General features: G+C 69.5%; 13 protein-coding genes. 6 read left to right on the forward strand and 7 right to left on the reverse strand.

Annotation, left to right across the window (positions count from 1 at the left end):
• Positions 1–23: 23 nt before the first annotated feature.
• On the reverse strand, positions 24–1,253 hold the full coding sequence (locus tag AB0I89_RS25840) for a GH25 family lysozyme (protein ID WP_357131750.1): 1,230 nt from the start codon (positions 1,251–1,253) through the stop codon (positions 24–26).
• 256 nt (positions 1,254–1,509) lie between these two features.
• Here AB0I89_RS25840 and AB0I89_RS25845 point away from each other — a divergent pair, with 256 nt between their 5' ends.
• Positions 1,510–2,514 (forward strand): hypothetical protein, encoded by a 1,005-nt coding sequence (locus AB0I89_RS25845; RefSeq protein WP_357131753.1) that lies wholly within the window; start codon positions 1,510–1,512, stop codon positions 2,512–2,514.
• A gap of 62 nt (positions 2,515–2,576) precedes the next feature.
• On the opposite strand, the gene AB0I89_RS25850 is transcribed toward AB0I89_RS25845, so the two are convergent.
• Entirely contained in the window at positions 2,577–4,022 is a 1,446-nt protein-coding gene (locus tag AB0I89_RS25850; RefSeq protein WP_357131756.1) for a non-reducing end alpha-L-arabinofuranosidase family hydrolase, read from the reverse strand.
• Between the two features lie 339 nt (positions 4,023–4,361).
• Complete coding sequence (locus tag AB0I89_RS25855) at positions 4,362–5,024, reverse strand: hypothetical protein (RefSeq protein WP_357131759.1); 663 nt, start codon at positions 5,022–5,024, stop codon at positions 4,362–4,364.
• A gap of 183 nt (positions 5,025–5,207) precedes the next feature.
• Here AB0I89_RS25855 and AB0I89_RS25860 point away from each other — a divergent pair, with 183 nt between their 5' ends.
• From AB0I89_RS25860 to AB0I89_RS25875, 4 genes are all read left to right on the forward strand, one after another.
• Positions 5,208–6,425, forward strand: coding sequence for a HupE/UreJ family protein (locus tag AB0I89_RS25860; RefSeq protein WP_357131762.1), 1,218 nt, complete (start codon positions 5,208–5,210; stop codon positions 6,423–6,425).
• A 143-nt stretch (positions 6,426–6,568) separates the two neighbouring features.
• Positions 6,569–8,542 (forward strand): metallophosphoesterase family protein, encoded by a 1,974-nt coding sequence (locus tag AB0I89_RS25865; protein ID WP_357131766.1) that lies wholly within the window; start codon positions 6,569–6,571, stop codon positions 8,540–8,542.
• 91 nt (positions 8,543–8,633) lie between these two features.
• On the forward strand, positions 8,634–9,701 hold the full coding sequence (locus AB0I89_RS25870; RefSeq protein ID WP_357131769.1) for a DUF916 domain-containing protein: 1,068 nt from the start codon (positions 8,634–8,636) through the stop codon (positions 9,699–9,701).
• Positions 9,702–9,814: 113 nt separating this feature from the next.
• Positions 9,815–10,786, forward strand: a complete 972-nt coding sequence (locus tag AB0I89_RS25875) for an NADP-dependent oxidoreductase (RefSeq protein ID WP_357131772.1) — start codon at positions 9,815–9,817, stop codon at positions 10,784–10,786.
• A 3-nt stretch (positions 10,787–10,789) separates the two neighbouring features.
• Here AB0I89_RS25875 and AB0I89_RS25880 read toward each other — a convergent pair whose 3' ends face one another.
• The 4 genes from AB0I89_RS25880 to AB0I89_RS25895 all read right to left on the reverse strand — a co-directional run bounded on the left by AB0I89_RS25880 (position 10,790) and on the right by AB0I89_RS25895 (position 14,475).
• Positions 10,790–11,380 (reverse strand): HAD family phosphatase, encoded by a 591-nt coding sequence (locus AB0I89_RS25880; RefSeq protein WP_357131775.1) that lies wholly within the window; start codon positions 11,378–11,380, stop codon positions 10,790–10,792.
• 16 nt (positions 11,381–11,396) lie between these two features.
• Positions 11,397–12,602: a low temperature requirement protein A gene (locus AB0I89_RS25885; protein WP_357131778.1), complete on the reverse strand. Its 1,206-nt coding sequence runs from the start codon at positions 12,600–12,602 to the stop codon at positions 11,397–11,399.
• A gap of 72 nt (positions 12,603–12,674) precedes the next feature.
• Positions 12,675–13,733 carry a tryptophan--tRNA ligase gene (gene trpS / locus AB0I89_RS25890; protein WP_357131781.1) on the reverse strand — a complete coding sequence of 353 codons (1,059 nt, stop codon included), beginning with the start codon at positions 13,731–13,733 and terminating at the stop codon, positions 12,675–12,677.
• A 277-nt stretch (positions 13,734–14,010) separates the two neighbouring features.
• Complete coding sequence (locus AB0I89_RS25895; protein ID WP_357131784.1) at positions 14,011–14,475, reverse strand: PRC-barrel domain-containing protein; 465 nt, start codon at positions 14,473–14,475, stop codon at positions 14,011–14,013.
• Positions 14,476–14,603: 128 nt separating this feature from the next.
• Between AB0I89_RS25895 and AB0I89_RS25900 the strand changes: the two genes are divergently transcribed.
• Positions 14,604–14,858: a hypothetical protein gene (locus AB0I89_RS25900; protein WP_357131787.1), complete on the forward strand. Its 255-nt coding sequence runs from the start codon at positions 14,604–14,606 to the stop codon at positions 14,856–14,858.
• The last annotated feature ends 601 nt before the right edge of the window (positions 14,859–15,459 follow it).

Consider the following 15,459-nt stretch of genomic DNA (forward strand, 5'->3'; position numbering starts at 1 on the left):
GGGCACCGGGCAGGCGGCGGCGATCAGAGGGAGATCCGGTCGAACTTCTCCCAGCTGCTGATCGACGTCCGGTTGGCGATGAGGGGCTTGGTGCCCTTGCTCTCCGCCACCACATATCTGCCGTTGGCCGCGGCGCGCAGGCTGATCGTGCCGTCCGAGTTGTTGACGATGGTGAACTTCTCCCACGTGCTGACCTTGGTCCGGTTGGCGATGAGAGGCTTCGTTCCCTTGCTCTCCGCGCTCACGTACCGACCGTTGGACCGCGAGCGGAGCGCGACGTAACCGCCGCCGGCACTGATCACGTCGAACTGCTCCCACCGGGCAACGGTGGTGCGGTTGGCGATCAGCGGCTTGGTGCCGGCGCTCTCGGCCACCACGTAGCGCTTGTTCGCCCGCGAGCGGAGGGCGACGGGAGGCGCGGCCACCGGCGTGCTGGTGAGCTTGGTGAGCGCCGCGTAGGTGCCGTTGAAGACGTTCTGGCTGTAGTTGCCGAGCTGGCTCGGGTTGCCGGCGGCGTACTGCCAGATGGTCTCCGTGGTCCAACCCGCCGGCAGTGGCGGACGAGCCGTGGTGTAGCCGGCGATGTCCAACGGGTTCGCGCCGAACGACGCGTTCTTGCCGGTGCAGGGGTTCCAGTAGTTGGTGTTCGTGTAGATCATCGGGGGCCGGCCAATGCGGGCCTTGACCTGGTCGGTGAAGGACTTGATCCAGTTCGACATCTCGGTCGGGGTGAGCCCGTAACAGGTGGGCGCTCCGCTCCAGTACGGCCACTCGATGTCGACCATCGGCACGAGGGTCTGACCGTCCTTGGCGAACTTCGCATTGTCGACGAAGAAGTTGGCCTCGTTGATCGGGTCGCGCTTGTCCGGCCGGGTGAAGTGGTACGCGCCGACGAGAAGCCCGGCGTCCTTGGCCGCCGCGTAGTCCTCGGCGAAATACGGATTGAGGTACGTCCGACCTTCCGTAGCCTTGACGTAGGCGAACTTGACGCCGCTTGCCGCGACGGCCGGCCAATTGATCGGGCCGAGGTTGTGGTCGTGGCTGGAGACGTCGATTCCCCGGACCGTGTAACCCGCTGGGATGGCGGCGCTCTTGGCCATCGCGGAGCTGCGCGCGCCCGGGGCGATGCCGGCGTTCGCCCGGCCACCACCGTCGACGGAGGGATCGGCGGCCTGCGCCGGCTGTGTCACGCCGAGCGCCGTACCAACGGCGAGACTGGCGGACATCAGCACGCAGAGCAGTCTTCTAGGCATGGTGAGGTGGGGTTCTCCTTGCTCGCGAGGTCAATTGACCATCGGCGTGGGCCCGGAGAGTATCCCTTGTCGACGATGGGTCGCGCTGTCCTGCGCACCGAATTCAGATCATCGGCACCTGCGTCGAGCCGTACGGTGGACATTTGGTTTCGCCTTTCCCCATTCGATTCGCAGGTGATCACCCTGTTCGCGGCACGGGTGCGACAGGACGAGGGCATGCTCGTCATTACCGCGAAGCGAACCAGGGGGAACTCTCTTGACGGAGAACACGGCTGACGGGGAGCACAAACCCGGTGAGCTCAGCACGGTGCTGACCGTCGTGGCCGTCGGGATCGCGCTGGCCGTGGCCTTCGTGGCCTCGTACACCCTGGCGTTGGACCGACCGCCGCCGAACCGCATCCCGACGGCGCTCGTCGGGGACGCGACTGCCGACGCGGGGGTCGCGCAGGAGCTGCGGTCGCGCATGCGCGGCGCGCTGCGGTACCAGAGCTACCCGACCGCCGGAGAAGCCCAGCGCGCCATCGAGCGACAACGGGTCTACGCGGCGCTGGTGGTGGAACCCGGCCGGTCGCGGCTGCTGGTCGCCAGCGCCGCCGGCAACACACTCGCCCAGGTGCTGCGCAACGCCGCTCTACAGCTCAACGAGCAGGGTGGTCGGGAACTGCTCGTGACGGACGTCCGGCCGCTGCCCGACACCGACCGTTCGGGTCTGGCCGCGTTCTACGTGATGATCGCCGCGACCCTGCTCGGCTTCCTGACGGCCCTGCAACTGCGGATCAACGTCGGCCGGGTGCCGCTGCGGACCTGGCTCGCCATTCTCGCCGGCCTCGCCGTCGTGGGCGGGATCGCGCTGGCGGTCACCGTGGGTCCGATCCTCGGGGCGCTTCCGGCGCCCCTGCCGGCCCTCTGGGGTACGTTGGCCGCCCAGATCGCCGTCACCGGCCTGTTCAGCACGCTGATGGTGATCCTGATCGGCCGGTGGGCGGTGGTCCCGACGTGGCTGATCTTCATCGCGATCGGCAACGCGGCCTCGGGCGGTGCCGTGGCGACCGCTCTCCTCCCGCAGCCGTACCGGACCATCAGCGTCATCCACCCGAACGGGAGCGTCATCGCGCTGTTGCAGACCACGTCGTACTTCCCCGAGGCGGTGGGCGTACGACCCGCGCTCGTCGAGGCGGCGTGGCTCGTCGGCCTGCTCGGACTCGTCCTGCTCAGCGCCAGATTGGTGCGCGACGGCCCGCGCTGGAAGTCGTCCTCGTGAGCTGCGCCGCCACGAGGGCGGGCCCGGCTGTGCCGGGCCCGCCCCGCGGGTGGTGGATCAGGTCAGCGTTGCAGGGTGAGCAGGCCGGGGCGGTACGGCAGCAGGCCGTAGTCGACGCCGTTGGAGGAGGGCGATCGGCCCTGGTAGAGCAGTTGGAGGTTGCAGGGGTCGACGGTGAAGGTCTGGTCGGCGCTGGTGCGGATCAACTCACCGTGGCTGATGTCGTTGGTCCAGGTGGCGCCGCTGTTGGCCTTGCCGGCGAAGGGGTTGCTCTCGGTGGCGGCCTGGGGGGTCCAGCTGCCGTTGAGGCTGGTGGCGGTGAAGGAGCGGAAGTAGCGGCCCTGGCCGCCGATGGCCTCGACGATCATGAGGTACTTGTTCTGGCCGCGGAGCTTGTAGACCTGGGGCGCTTCGAAGAGGTTGTTGGTGGAGTCGCTCATGATGGTCGTGTAGCTGGAGCCGAAGCTGCTGGGGAAGTTCCCGATCGGCATGCTGGCGCGGTAGATCTTGCCGTTGTCGCCGGCGAAGAAGAGGTACATGTTCTGGTCGTCGGCGATCAGGGTCTGGTCGATCGGGCCGGTGCCGGAGCCGGTGATGCTGCCGGTGAACAGGGTCTGGGCGGCGGACCAGCCGTTGGCGTTGGTGGGGTCGGTGGAGGTGCGGTAGGAGAACGCGGTGCCACCCCACTGGTAGGCCAGGACCCAGATGTTCTTGGGCGCGAAGTAGAACAGGGTCGGCGCGACGGTGCCGCTGTTCATGGTGTTCTGGCTGGCCGAGCCCATCTCCGACCAGTTGGTGAACAGACCGAAGTTCATCGAGCCCCAGCGGGTGCCGAAGTCGTGGGTCGTCGCGTAGACGAGCTGGCGGCCGTTGTAGGGGGCGACGGTGAAGTCCTTGAGTGACACCCAGCCCGACTTCGGCTGCGCCAACGCCCCGGTCGACGACCACCGGTACGACGACGGCAGGTTGCACGTGTTCGGCGGCGGCGTCGTCGGTGGCGGCGTGGTGGGTGGCGGCGTGGTGGGCGGCGGGGTCGTCGGCGGCGGAGTGGTCGGTGGCGGCGTGGTGGGCGGCGGCGTGGTGGGTGTGGTGCCGCCGTTGCAGGTCACGCCGTTGAGCGCGAAGCTCGTCGGTGCCGGGTTGCTGCCCGTCGTGGAGCCGTTGAACCCGAACGACGCCGTGCCGTTGGTCGCGATCGAACCGTTGTAGCTCACGTTCCGCGCGGTCACCGCCGCCCCGCTCTGCGTCAGGGTGGTGTTCCACGATTGCGTGATCGTCTGTCCGGCGCTGTACGACCACGTCAGCGTCCAACTGCTCACGGGATCGCCGAGGTTCGTGATCGTGACGTTGGCGCCGAAGCCACCCGGCCAGTCGGACGACACGGCGTAGTTCACCGAGCAGCCCGCCGCGGCAGCGCCGGCCGGCAGCGCCACGGCAACCGTCGCCGACGCCAGTAACGCGACACCGGCCGAGACGACCCCGAGATTGGTCGGTCTGAATATGGTCATCGAGCACCCTCCTGACGGGACGGCGGCCTCCACATTCGTGGGAGTGATTGTTAGGTGAGCGTTAACAGCCGCTTCGAGTATGTTACGGGAGCGCTCCCAAACCATCAACCTCGATGTCTCGCCGACACGTAAACGACCTCATCACCTCGCTGACCAGGGCTTCAGCAGGTGGCTACGGTTGCCGGCCGGGCAGGGTGCGGGCACCGGCCACTGCGGACCGGGTGGTCGACAGAGCGGATGATGGGGTGCCGTCGCTGTTATCGATAACATCTGCTCGTCACGCCACCTCAACAACCGGTCGCAGCGAAAACAACCTGCCGCGGCGAGCACAGCGGGAGGTCAGAGCCAGACGACGATGCCGGTCAGGCCGTTGAGCACGGCGGCCACGCCGGCCCGGATGGCGGCCGCGCAGCGCTCGGCGGTGAACGAGCCCGCGTCGTACGTCGAGGACATCCCGAGCCCTTCACCGCGGAACGACGCGCCCTCCCAGTCGACGGCGGTGACGTTGTGGGTGGGCTCGGCCAGCTCGGCGCCCACGACCAGGAACCTCTCGTCCAGGTGGTTCGGTGTGACCAACGCCAGCGGGTCGATCAGGTCGTTGCCCGCGGTGACGATGAGGTCGGCGTTCATGCCGATCGCCTTGCTGATGCCCGCCACGGCCTCGTGCGGATCGCCGACGACGACCGTGCGCAGGTCGAGGTGCTCGTCGTCGGCCCAACTCCGTACCGCCGTCACGAGGGCCTTGGTGGGCGCGTCCGCGCCGGCGGTCAGCAGCACCACCCGGTAGTCCTTCGACGGGTGCACGTCGGCCCACGAACCGGGCTTCGGCGTGATGGTCGCCTCCGGCGCGGGCGTCGCGGCGGTGTCGACGAATCCCGGGCCGAGCGTGCCGAGCGCGCTCGGCGTGGGACGGGGTTGGGACCAGTCGTCGCCGGAGCCGCAGCCGGCGAGGAGTACGGCGGTCGTGGCCAGCAGGGCGACGGCCCGAAACGGGGGGCGCAAGGTGATCGTCCTTCTCCGATGACTGAGGCAGGTGCGGGTACGACTCGTATTCCTATCCCAGATCCGGCGGCCCGCGATCCGCGAGCGGCCGCTGCGGATATTTGTTCGCCATCGGTTCGTCGGCGGGCGGGTTCTTGTTCACCCGCGACGTGCAGCGTGCACTGGCCAACCGAGGGGAACCGCATGCTGGGGCATATCCGTCGTACCGTCGTCGTCGCCGTTGTCGCATTCGCGGCGACGGTGCTTCCGTTCTTCAGCGGTGGAGCGGCGTTCGCGCACGGCTTTTCGTCGACCGTGTACGCAAAAATCTCCGCCGGAGACGAGGGTCACATCCGCGCCGAATTGGGCCTCGAATACGACCTCCTCGTGGTGTCGGCCGCCGACTCCGGCGACGATGACCCACTCTTTCGGGTCGGAACCGCCGCCTTCGAGGCGGGGGACCCGGACGCTCAGGCCGCCGCGCTGAAGGCCCACGCTCCGACGGTCCTGCGCTACGTCGCCGACCGGCTCTCGGTGACCGCCCGTGGCGCGGCCTGTCGGCCCACCCAGGTGGGCGACGCCACGGTGAGCGTTCGGGACGGTGTGCCGTACGCGAACCTGCTGCTCGACTGGACCTGTTCCGAGCGGGTCGCCGAGCACGAGGTGCGCAGTGGTCTCTTCCCGGACGACGAGGCGTACGTCAAGGGCACCAAGACGATCGTCACCTACCAGATCGACGGCCGGTCGGGCAGTGCCGCGCTCGACACCGCCAACCCGTCCTTCTCGACAGCCCAGACCGCCTACCAGCGGTTCGGCGAGTTCTTCCTGTTGGGGGCCGAGCATCTGCTGTCCGGGATCGATCACATCCTGTTCCTACTGGCGCTGATCGCCGGATCGCGGCGTCTGCGGGAGATCGTGCTCGCGGCCACCAGCTTCACCCTGGCGCACTCGGTGACGTTCCTGCTCGCCGCCCTCGGCCTGGTCGACGTGCCGGCGAGGGTCGTGGAGCCGGTCATCGCGCTGTCGATCGCCGTCGTGGCCGGCTGGCACCTGTGGGGGATCTGGCGGCGTGGTGACCACGCGACGGATCTGGAGACGACCGGACGCGGTCACCTCAGCCTGGACCGCCGGGGGTGGATCCGCCTCGGTGTCGTCTTCTGCTTCGGCCTCGTGCACGGGCTGGGCTTCGCGGGCGCACTCGGCATCGACGAGGCGTGGTCCTGGACGCTGCTGTGGTCGCTGCTGGTGTTCAACGTGGGTATCGAAGTCGTCCAGTTGGCGATTATCGCCGCCGTCTTCCCGCTGTTGTTCGTGCTGCGCCGCCGTGCGCCGAAAGCGGGTCTCTGGGCGACCGGTGTGGTTTCCGCAGGGGTGTCCATCATGGGCCTGATCTGGTTTGTTCAGCGCGTCACCGGCTCGTGAGTACGGCTAACCAGTTCGTGAAGTGCAGCCGCTCGCAAGATCACGTTAATGATCGGTTCACCGGCCGACGAAAGCTTTGGATTCGCTTCCCCGTGCTCGGGGAGGAACAATCCATTTCTCTATTCGAAAAGGGAACAATGTCGATGACATTGAGCACCTCGACACGGGCCGCCGGGCTCGTGCGGCGGCGCGTTGTCGCCGGGGTCGTGGCCGGATTCCTGGGAGTGGGCGTGGCCCTCGGCAGCGGTGTGCTGACCGCCGCCAGCGCCGCCGACCCCACCACGGTGTCCGGCATCGTCCTCGGCGTCGGCGCCAACGAGACCCAGCGCATCGTGTCCTGGTACTCCTCGGCCGACACCGCCCAGAAGATCCAGCTCGCCCCGACCGCCGAGATCGTCAACGGGGAGTTCCCGGCCAGCGCGATCAGCTTCGACGCCGTCGGCGCCGCGAACACCTCCACGACCGGCTACAACCGGCACGCCACGATCAGCAACCTGCGTGAGAACACGGCGTACTCGTACCGGGTCGGCGCCGAGGGAAGCTGGTCGCCCACCTACGCCTTCAAGACGCGGGACTTCGAGGGCGACTTCGACTTCCTGTTCTTCGGCGACCCGCAGATCGGCGCCTCCGGCGACGTCGCGCGGGACCAGGCCGGTTGGGCCGAGACCCTGAAGGTCGCCACCGCGGCGAACCCGAACACCGAGCTGCTGGTCTCCGGCGGTGACCACGTCGAGTCCGCCAACGACGAGTCCCAGTGGAACGCGTACCTCTCCCCGGACCAGCTCCGGCAGTACCCGACGGCCGCCACCATCGGAAACCACGATGTCGGCGGCAAGTCCTGGGAGCAGCACCACTTCACCCCGAACACGGACCGCTCGGCCCAGTACTACAACGGGGACCAGTCGACCCGCTCCGGCGGTGACTTCTGGTACGTCTACAAGGACGTGCTGTTCATCGACCTGAACAGCAACAGCTACGTCAACCCGGCCGACGGCTCGCTCGGCGGCGACGCGGCGCACGTCGCGTACGTCTCGGACATCGTGAAGAAGCACGGCTCCGAGGCGAAGTGGAAGGTTCTCGTCTACCACCACTCCATCTACTCGGCGGCGAGCCACTCCACCGACGCGGACAACAAGAACCGCCGCAAGGACTTCACGACCGCGTTCTCCGATCTCGGCATCGACATGGTGCTGCAGGGTCACGACCACGTGTACACCCGCAGCTACTCGATCAAGAACGGCCAGAAGGAGAACCCGGCTGAGAAGCCGGGGGCCGCCGACGTGTTCCCCGGCCCGGGTGGCGTCCTCTACGTGACGGCGAACTCGGCCTCCGGCTCGAAGTACTACGACATCAAGAAGCCGGACGGCTCCGGCACCGGCGTCGAGGGACTCGGCCCGGACCCGCTGAACCCGAGCAACTACTGGTTCAACTCGGTGGAGAACCAGGAGCACGTCCGCAGCTACGTCAAGGTCGGGGTCAAGGCCGACAAGCTGGTGCTCCAGAACATCCGCAGCGGCACCTGCGCGGCCCCGAACGCGGCCGTCGAGAAGGGTCTGTCCTGCGGCAACACCGCCGAGGGGCAGCCGGTCGGCTCGATCGTCGACAGCACCACGATCCACCCGTACCACGGTGACGGTCAGGCCATCCAGGTCAACGTGCCCAACCCGGCGCCGGGTGAGTTCGGCTGGACCATCGACGGCTACAACGGCCTGGTCGACCTGGGCACCGCGCAGGAGCGCAACGGCAGCTACTTCGAGGCGACCGGCAAGATCAACCCGATCCTCGTGTCGGACAGCCGTCGATCGCTCGCCCCGTGGTCGATCTCGGCCAGCGTCGGCGACTTCTCCGACGCCGACAAGACGTTCTCCGGCTCGTACCTGGGCTGGACCCCGTACGTCCTCGACGCCGGCGCGGGCGCGGCGGCCGGCGCTCCGGTCCTGTCGTCCCTCGACGACCAGGGCAAGGGCCTCTCGGTCTCCAGCGGTCTGGGCGCGGCCGTGCAGGGTCACCCGCGCGGCGGGGCCAAGCTCGGTGCCGACCTGGACCTGAAGATCCCGGACAGCATCGCGAAGGGCAGCTACCGCACCACCCTCACGATCACTGCCCTGAGCAGCTGATCGAGCCTGTTCCACCGGGCGGGGTAGGCACCTTTCGGGGCCTACCCCGCCGCCGGTTCACCCACCACCAAGATCACTTCGAGGACCTGAGATGCGACCGTCCGTAACGCGCTGGAAGACACTCCTTCGTACGACCGTGCTGTCCCTGCTCGCCGCCGTCGCGGCGGCCGGCGTCGGCGGCGGCCCCGCCCTGGCGGCCGACGGCAACGTCGCCTGGACGGTCCGGACGGCCTCCAACAGCTACGGCGAAGCCCGGTCCAGCTACAGCTACAACGTCAATCCCGGCGGAAACGTCGAGGACGCCATGGTGGTGGCCAACCGCGGCCCGGCGCCCCTGACCCTCGCCGTTTACGCCGCCGACGGCTTCACCACCGACGCGGGGCAGCTCGACCTGCTGACCAGGGACAAGAAGTCCGTGGCGGTCGGCGCCTGGGTCAAGCCGAGCGCCGGCAGCGTCGTGATCCAACCTGGGAAGACCGCCCAGGTGCCCTTCACCATCGCCGTTCCGACCAACGCCACGCCCGGCGACCACGTCGGCGGCATCCTGACCGCGCTGACCCAGGCCGACCAGGCCGAGGGCATCAACGTGGACCGTCGCCTCGGCATCCGGATCACCCTGCGGGTGGGCGGCGAGCTGAAGCCGACCCTCGCGGTCGAGAACTTCCACGTCAGGTACGACGGATCGGCCAACCCGATCGGCAAGGGCGACGCGACCGTCTCCTACACGATCCACAACACCGGTAACGCCGCCCTCTCCGCCAAGCAGTCGGTGTCCGTGTCGGGGCCGTTCGGCGTCCTGCGCGCGCGGGCCGGTGACATCGCCGCGCCGCCGCAGTTGCTCCCGGGCGAGAGCTGGGACGTCACGGTGCCGGTGCACGGTGTCGCGCCCGCCGTCCGGCTCGCGGCGACCGCCACCGTCACCCCGCTGCTCACCGACGCGTCGGGCTCCACCACCCCGCTCAAGCCCATCGAGGCGACGGCACACGGCTGGGCCCTGCCGTGGACGCTGGTGTTGGCGCTCGTCGTGCTGATCGCCGCCGCCGTCGGCGCGTACCTGTACCGCCGCCGCGGCCGGGCGCGGCGCAAGGCCCGCGAGGACGCCCGGGTGCGCGACGCCGTCGAGCAGGCACTCCGTGGCCCGCAGCCACAGACCTCCTGAGCACTCGACGAGCGGGCGTCGCCCTTGTGGGTGAACGGCGGCTGGCATCCGGTCGGACCCGCCCGTGAGGCGGCATGCTGCGACGGTGACGCCGGCCCGGAGAGGAAGCCCCCATGGTTGACGCGGACGTGCCAGAGCGGATGCAGGCCGCGGCCCTCGACGAGTTCGGCGGGCCGGAGGTGATCACCCTGCGCAAGCTCCCGGTGCCCGAGGTCGCCGCCGACGAGGTGCTGATCAGGGTCCTGAGCGCCGGCGTCGGGGTGTGGGACGCGTACGAACGGCAGGGCCTGTTGGTGCCGGAGGGCTCGTCCCTCCCGATCGTCCCGGGCTCGGACGGCGCGGGGACCATCATCGCGGCCGGCGACCGGGTGACCGGCCTCGCGGTCGGCGACCAGGTCTACGCCTCCGCCACCACCCGGCCGAAGGGCGGCTTCTACGCCGAGTACGCGGTCGTCAAAGCCGAGTACGTCGCGAAGCTGCCCGACGGCGTACCCGCCGAACACGCCGGTGCCATGCCCACCGACGCGCTGACCGCGCTGGCCGGGTTGGACACCCTCACCCTGCCGGCCGGCGCCTGGCTCCTGATCTTCGGCGCGAGCGGCGGTCAGGGACACCTGGCCGTGCAGTTGGCCAAGCGGCAGGGCCTCAACGTGATCGCGGTGGCCTCCGGCGCGGACGGCGTGGCGCTGGTGACCCGGCTCGGCGCCGACGTGTCCCTGGACGGCCACGGCGACCTCGCCGAGGTGCTCACGACGATCCGGGACGCGGCCCCGGAGGGAGTGGCCGGCATCCTGGCGATGGCCGGCGGCGAGACGCTGGACCGGTTGACCGAGACGCTGTCCGACGGCGGAGTCGTGGCGTACGCCCACGGGGTGCGGCCGGAGCCGAGCGAGCGCCCCGGGATGACGGTTCGCGCGTACGACGGCGTGTCCAACCCCGGGCAGTTGCGGCGTCTCAACGAACTCGTCGAGGCCGGCCCGTTCGTGGTGCACGTGGCCGAGAAGTTCCCGTTGGGCAAGGTGCGGGAGGCGCACCAGCGCCTGACCACGTCGTACTCCGGCAAGCTCCTGCTGACGATCGCCTGAGGGTCAGGCGGCGCGCTGCTGCGGCACGCGTACCGACGCCATGCCGGCCGCCGTCGCGGCCTGGATGCCCAGGTCGGTGTCCTCGAAGACCAGACAGGCCTCCGGGGGTACGCCGAGCTGCCGGGCCGCGAGCAGGAACGCCTCCGGGTCGGGCTTGGCCCGCGTGTAGTCCTCGGCGCAGACCAGCACGTCGAACCGGTCCAGCAGGTCGAGCGCCTCCAGGGACGCGGTGACCGCGGCCCGGGTGCTGCCGGAGACGACGGCGAACGGCACCCGCCGGTGCGCCTCGTGGATGTGCGCCACCACCTCGGGCACGGCGGCGACCTGCGGCAACAGCTCCTGGTAGATGCGCTCGCGGTTCTCCACGACGGTCGCCACCGGCATCGCCAGGCCGTGCCGCTCGTTCAACGCGATGATGATGTCGGCGGTCGGCCGGCCACCCCAGGCGTAGAAGAGGTCCTCCGGAAACTCGCAGCCCCACTCGTCGAGGGCTCGCTGCCAGGCCACGTAGTGCAGCGGCATCGAGTCGACGATGGTGCCGTCGCAGTCGAACAGGTACGCGGCGAACTCACCGGGCGGCAGAGGCAGAGTCACCGGGGAAGGGTAACCGTCAGGGACGGGTTGCCCGCGCCGGGTCGGCCCGTTCGTCTCGCCGGTCGAACCGCCGTTCGTACCAGGTGACCGCGATCAGGAGGACGGTCAGCACGGCGAGCGCCGCCAACGGCGCGAGGGTACGACCGACCGGCAGCATGGCCAGCGGCAGCAGCGCCGCGACGACCTGCGCCGGATGGACGGCACGTACGGTCAGTCGACGGAGCACCAGCCTGCTGAGCAGGTAGACGGTGACACCCCCGTAGAGGGCGCCCGTGGCTGCCCAGCCCAGCGGGCCCGAGTCGGAGGGGTCCGCGGCGAGCCGGTCGATCACCTCCTCGATGCCGAGCGCGAAGTAGATGGCGCCGACGATCAGCGGGGTGTGCCCGATGCCGTAGGCGTCGCCGGCCACGTCGGCCCGTCGGTCGGGTGGCACGTCGCTGACGGCCGCCCGTGCGGCGGGAGCCAGCCGATCGAAGTAGAGCCACCACAGGCAGACCGTGCTGACGAGGCCGAGCAGCGCGGCCGCCACCGCCGTACCGACCGGCGTCATCGTCCGTGGCCCCGCGCCGGCGGAGATCAGCGACTCGCCGAGGGCGATGATGAGCACCAACCCGAACCGCTCGGTGAAGTGGTCCACGCTGCGCAGCTGCCACGGGTGGAAGGTGGACGCGAGCCGCGAGCCACCGATGTCCACCAGCAGCGCGGCCGTCCAGAGCACCGTCTGGGCTGTCCCGCCGAGCAGCGCCCCGCCCACCAGCGGAAACCACGCCAGCACCACGGGCACGCGGAAGTAGCGCAGCGTCGGGCGCAGCGACGGGATCGGCACGCTCACCCAGGCGAGGATCACCAGCTGGACCGCCCGGACGACCACGTACGCGAGCGCGAGGGTCAGCGGCGCGTCGACGAGCCCCGGACCCTGTCGCCATGCGTCCGGCAACACCAGGGCGGCCACGAAGATCGCCGCCATCGCGACCAGGGTCGCTCCGCGGACCAGGCCGACGTCCGCGCGGACGAGGTTGCCCACCCAGGTGTACGGCCCCCACGAGTAGAGCAGCAGCAGGAGCAGGAGCAGTCCCTGGGCCAGGGTGAGCAGCGCGGTCGGCGGCTGCGCCATGAACGCGATGACCCGGGTGAGCGCGAAGACGAAGACCAGGTCGAAGAAGATCTCGAACATCGTCGTCCGGTGCGTGGCACCCACCACAACCGGACGAATTACCCTCATCCTGGCATTCTGCGCCCTCGGTGGACCGCCTCGGGTCTCCCCGTCACAACGGGAAGACCCGAGACGTCCGCGTCAGGCCGGCGCGTCCGTCCGGCGCCGGCTCCGCTCGGCCCGCCGGCGCACCTGTTGGTACGTCCCGGTCAGGCCCATCGCCCGGCGTACCTCCGTCAGGGTCTGGCGTACCTCCTGCCGGGTGCGCTCGGTGCCCTCGACGATCAGTCGGTCGACCAGCCCTCGGTCGGCCTCGATCGCCGCCCGGCGTTCCCGGATCGGGCTCAGGAAAGCCTCCAGGACCTCGACCAGGCGCTCCTTGACCGCCACGTCACCGACCTGCCCGGCCCGGTAACGCCGGGCCAGGTCGTCCACCTCCGTACGGTCCGGGTTGAACACCTCGTGGTACGCGAAGACCGGGTTGCCCTCCACCGTTCCCGGCACGTCGGCCCGTACCCGGTTCGGGTCGGTGTACATCCCGCGCACCTTGCGGCGCACCGTGGCCGTGTCATCGGACAGCGCGATGCTGTTACCCCGGCTCTTGCTCATCTTGGCGACGCCGTCAGTGCCCACCAGGCTGGGGTTGTCGGCCGGGATCAGCTCGGGCACCGGAAAGACCGGCCCGTAGAGGTGGTTGAACCGCCTGGCGATCTCCCGGGTCACCTCCACATGCGCGGCGTTGTCCCGGCCGACCGGCACGACCTCGCCCTTGACGCAGAGGATGTCCGCGGCCTGGAGCACCGGGTAACCCAGCAACCCGTACGGCATCTCCTCCTTGCCGGCGTCGCGGGCCATGTCCTTGAGTGACGGCACCCGTTCCAGTCGGGGCACGGTCACCAGGTTCTGCAGGAGGGTGTTCAGGTCGCCGACCTCGGGAATCGCCGACTGGAGGTAGAACGTGGCACGCGCCGGATCGACGCCGGCGGCGAGGATGTCGGTCACCATCTCGCGGGCGTTGCCGGAGACCTGGTCGATGTCCTCCCGGCGGTTGCGGGTGGTGAGCATGTGCAGGTCCGCGATGATGAAGAAGCTCTCGTACCGCTGGTGCAGCCGCACCCGGTTGGCGATGCTGCCGACGTAGTGGCCGAGGTGCAGGCGGCCGGTGGGCCGGTCGCCGGTGAGCATGCGTGCGATGGACATGAGGATGTGCCTTTCGGGCAGGTAGGTGGGTTACGCGTTGGGCGCGCGCCGAGCGGGGCGAACTCACCCTTCGGTCGGCGGAGGACAGGGCTCAGCGAGCCGTCCGCCATCGCGCGCCGGCGCGGTACCGCAGACCACCGGCACGAAGTAGGTCCAGAAGTTGCTCCCGGCCGTCGCCGGAGCTGGTCAGGGACGCGGACACGACGCGGTGCGGGAGACCGTCGACCACATCGACCGCCTTCGGTACGCAACTGCCCGCCCGGACCACCAGCTCAGATTACCCGTGGCGCTGCTCCGGGGGTGGCACCTGACGGTCCGCGTAGTACCTGCCGACGCGGTCCCGGTACTCCGGATCGAACGACGCCGGGTCGAACGGCGGCGCGTCCCTGATCTCCTGCCGGGTCCGGTCGACGTGCACGACCCGGTCCAGGTGGTCGACGCGCTCCACGGTGCCCGCCGGCACCAGCACCTTCTGACCGAGGATCCACGGCCCGGTGTCCACCACCAGGTGTCCGGCATCCGTCTCGTCGCTCGCCTCGTCGATGGTGCCGATACGTCCGTCGCGGGCCTGCACGTGGTAGCCGACGAGGTCGACCGGGGTACCCGGACCGGGGGCGTCCGGACCGTCGTGCCCGCCGTCCGGGTCCTCGGACGGGCCGGTCGAGGGCGTGGCCTGTGTGTATCCGCCGGCCAGCGCGGACGGATCGCGCCAGGCCCAGGGGTTGAAGATCGAGGGTTGCACGGGTCACCTCCCTGTCCTCCCACTCAATGCCCGGCCCGCGGATGCGGGAAACGAGGGCCGGCTCTCCCGCCGGACGGCGGTCAGTGTCGGAATCGGCGGTGCCACCTCCGCTGACATACTCGGCAGTCATGGTGCTGTCGCGCGGGTGGTCCGCCTTCCTGGTCGGGGTCGGGGTCTGGACCTGGGTGATCTGGCCGAGGTTCGCGGTCGCGATCTGGCAGGACCCACGGTCGTGGGCGTCCGCCACGGTGGGCGACGGCGCGCCGACCAGTTTCCTGTGGGTGCACGCGCTTCTGATCGCCGCGTCGCTGGCCATCGGCACGACGGTCGGGGTGCTCGGCATCCGCGGTTGGCTGGTCGCTCGCCGAGGCGGAACGTCCTGAGCTGCGTAAACGCGTATCCGGCGCGAGTGTGACGCGGGACGCTACCCCCCGATTTGACGATCAAACCCACGGACGCGTAACTTTCTCTCTGCCAGCGCGGAACGGGGCAAACAGGGCGAAAGTCCTGAAGCCACGAACCGGGCCGGCAACCGGGCCAGCTAGGGGTTCGCTCCTGGAGGCGCGGTTCGGGCGGTGCCCACCTGATCTGCCGGGAGGCGGATTTGGTGCGGCGGAACCGACCGGGTAAGGTTCACGACCGGCAGGGCACCGGGCGCGACTGTGGGAGACCACAGCGGCCGGTCTGCCAAATCCGACGACCTGACGCAGCGGTTCGCTGCTGCGTGAGTGCGCCGGGACCAACCCGCACGAAGCACGACAGACCGGCACACACCGGTTTGACACGGCCGAGACGGTGAGGTAACGTAGTAAAAGTGCCCGGCGCGAGAGCGACGGGGACACGGAACGAAAAGCCCCGGGATGGGGCCCACGGGTTGGGCCTGCTGATCGGTGTGTGGTTGTTCTTTGAGAACTCAACAGGGTGCTTGTAAAGCCAGTGCCAATTATGATTTATACCCCGGACTGGCAGCCTGCTTTTGGTGGG

Origin of the sequence: Micromonospora sp. NPDC049801, assembly GCF_040656575.1 — a bacterium.
Taxonomy (GTDB): domain Bacteria; phylum Actinomycetota; class Actinomycetes; order Mycobacteriales; family Micromonosporaceae; genus Micromonospora.

Bases quoted from the DNA above. Each gene is read 5' to 3' on its own strand.
- AB0I89_RS25840 (WP_357131750.1), bottom strand. From the start codon at position 1,253: ATGCCTAGAAGACTGCTCTGCGTGCTGATGTCCGCCAGTCTCGCCGTT.
- AB0I89_RS25850 (WP_357131756.1), bottom strand. From the start codon at position 4,022: ATGACCATATTCAGACCGACCAATCTCGGGGTCGTCTCGGCCGGTGTC.
- AB0I89_RS25860 (WP_357131762.1), top strand. From the start codon at position 5,208: ATGCTGGGGCATATCCGTCGTACCGTCGTCGTCGCCGTTGTCGCATTC.
- AB0I89_RS25865 (WP_357131766.1), top strand. From the start codon at position 6,569: ATGACATTGAGCACCTCGACACGGGCCGCCGGGCTCGTGCGGCGGCGC.
- AB0I89_RS25870 (WP_357131769.1), top strand. From the start codon at position 8,634: ATGCGACCGTCCGTAACGCGCTGGAAGACACTCCTTCGTACGACCGTG.
- AB0I89_RS25875 (WP_357131772.1), top strand. From the start codon at position 9,815: ATGGTTGACGCGGACGTGCCAGAGCGGATGCAGGCCGCGGCCCTCGAC.
- AB0I89_RS25885 (WP_357131778.1), bottom strand. From the start codon at position 12,602: ATGAGGGTAATTCGTCCGGTTGTGGTGGGTGCCACGCACCGGACGACG.
- trpS (WP_357131781.1), bottom strand. From the start codon at position 13,733: ATGTCCATCGCACGCATGCTCACCGGCGACCGGCCCACCGGCCGCCTG.
- AB0I89_RS25900 (WP_357131787.1), top strand. From the start codon at position 14,604: ATGGTGCTGTCGCGCGGGTGGTCCGCCTTCCTGGTCGGGGTCGGGGTC.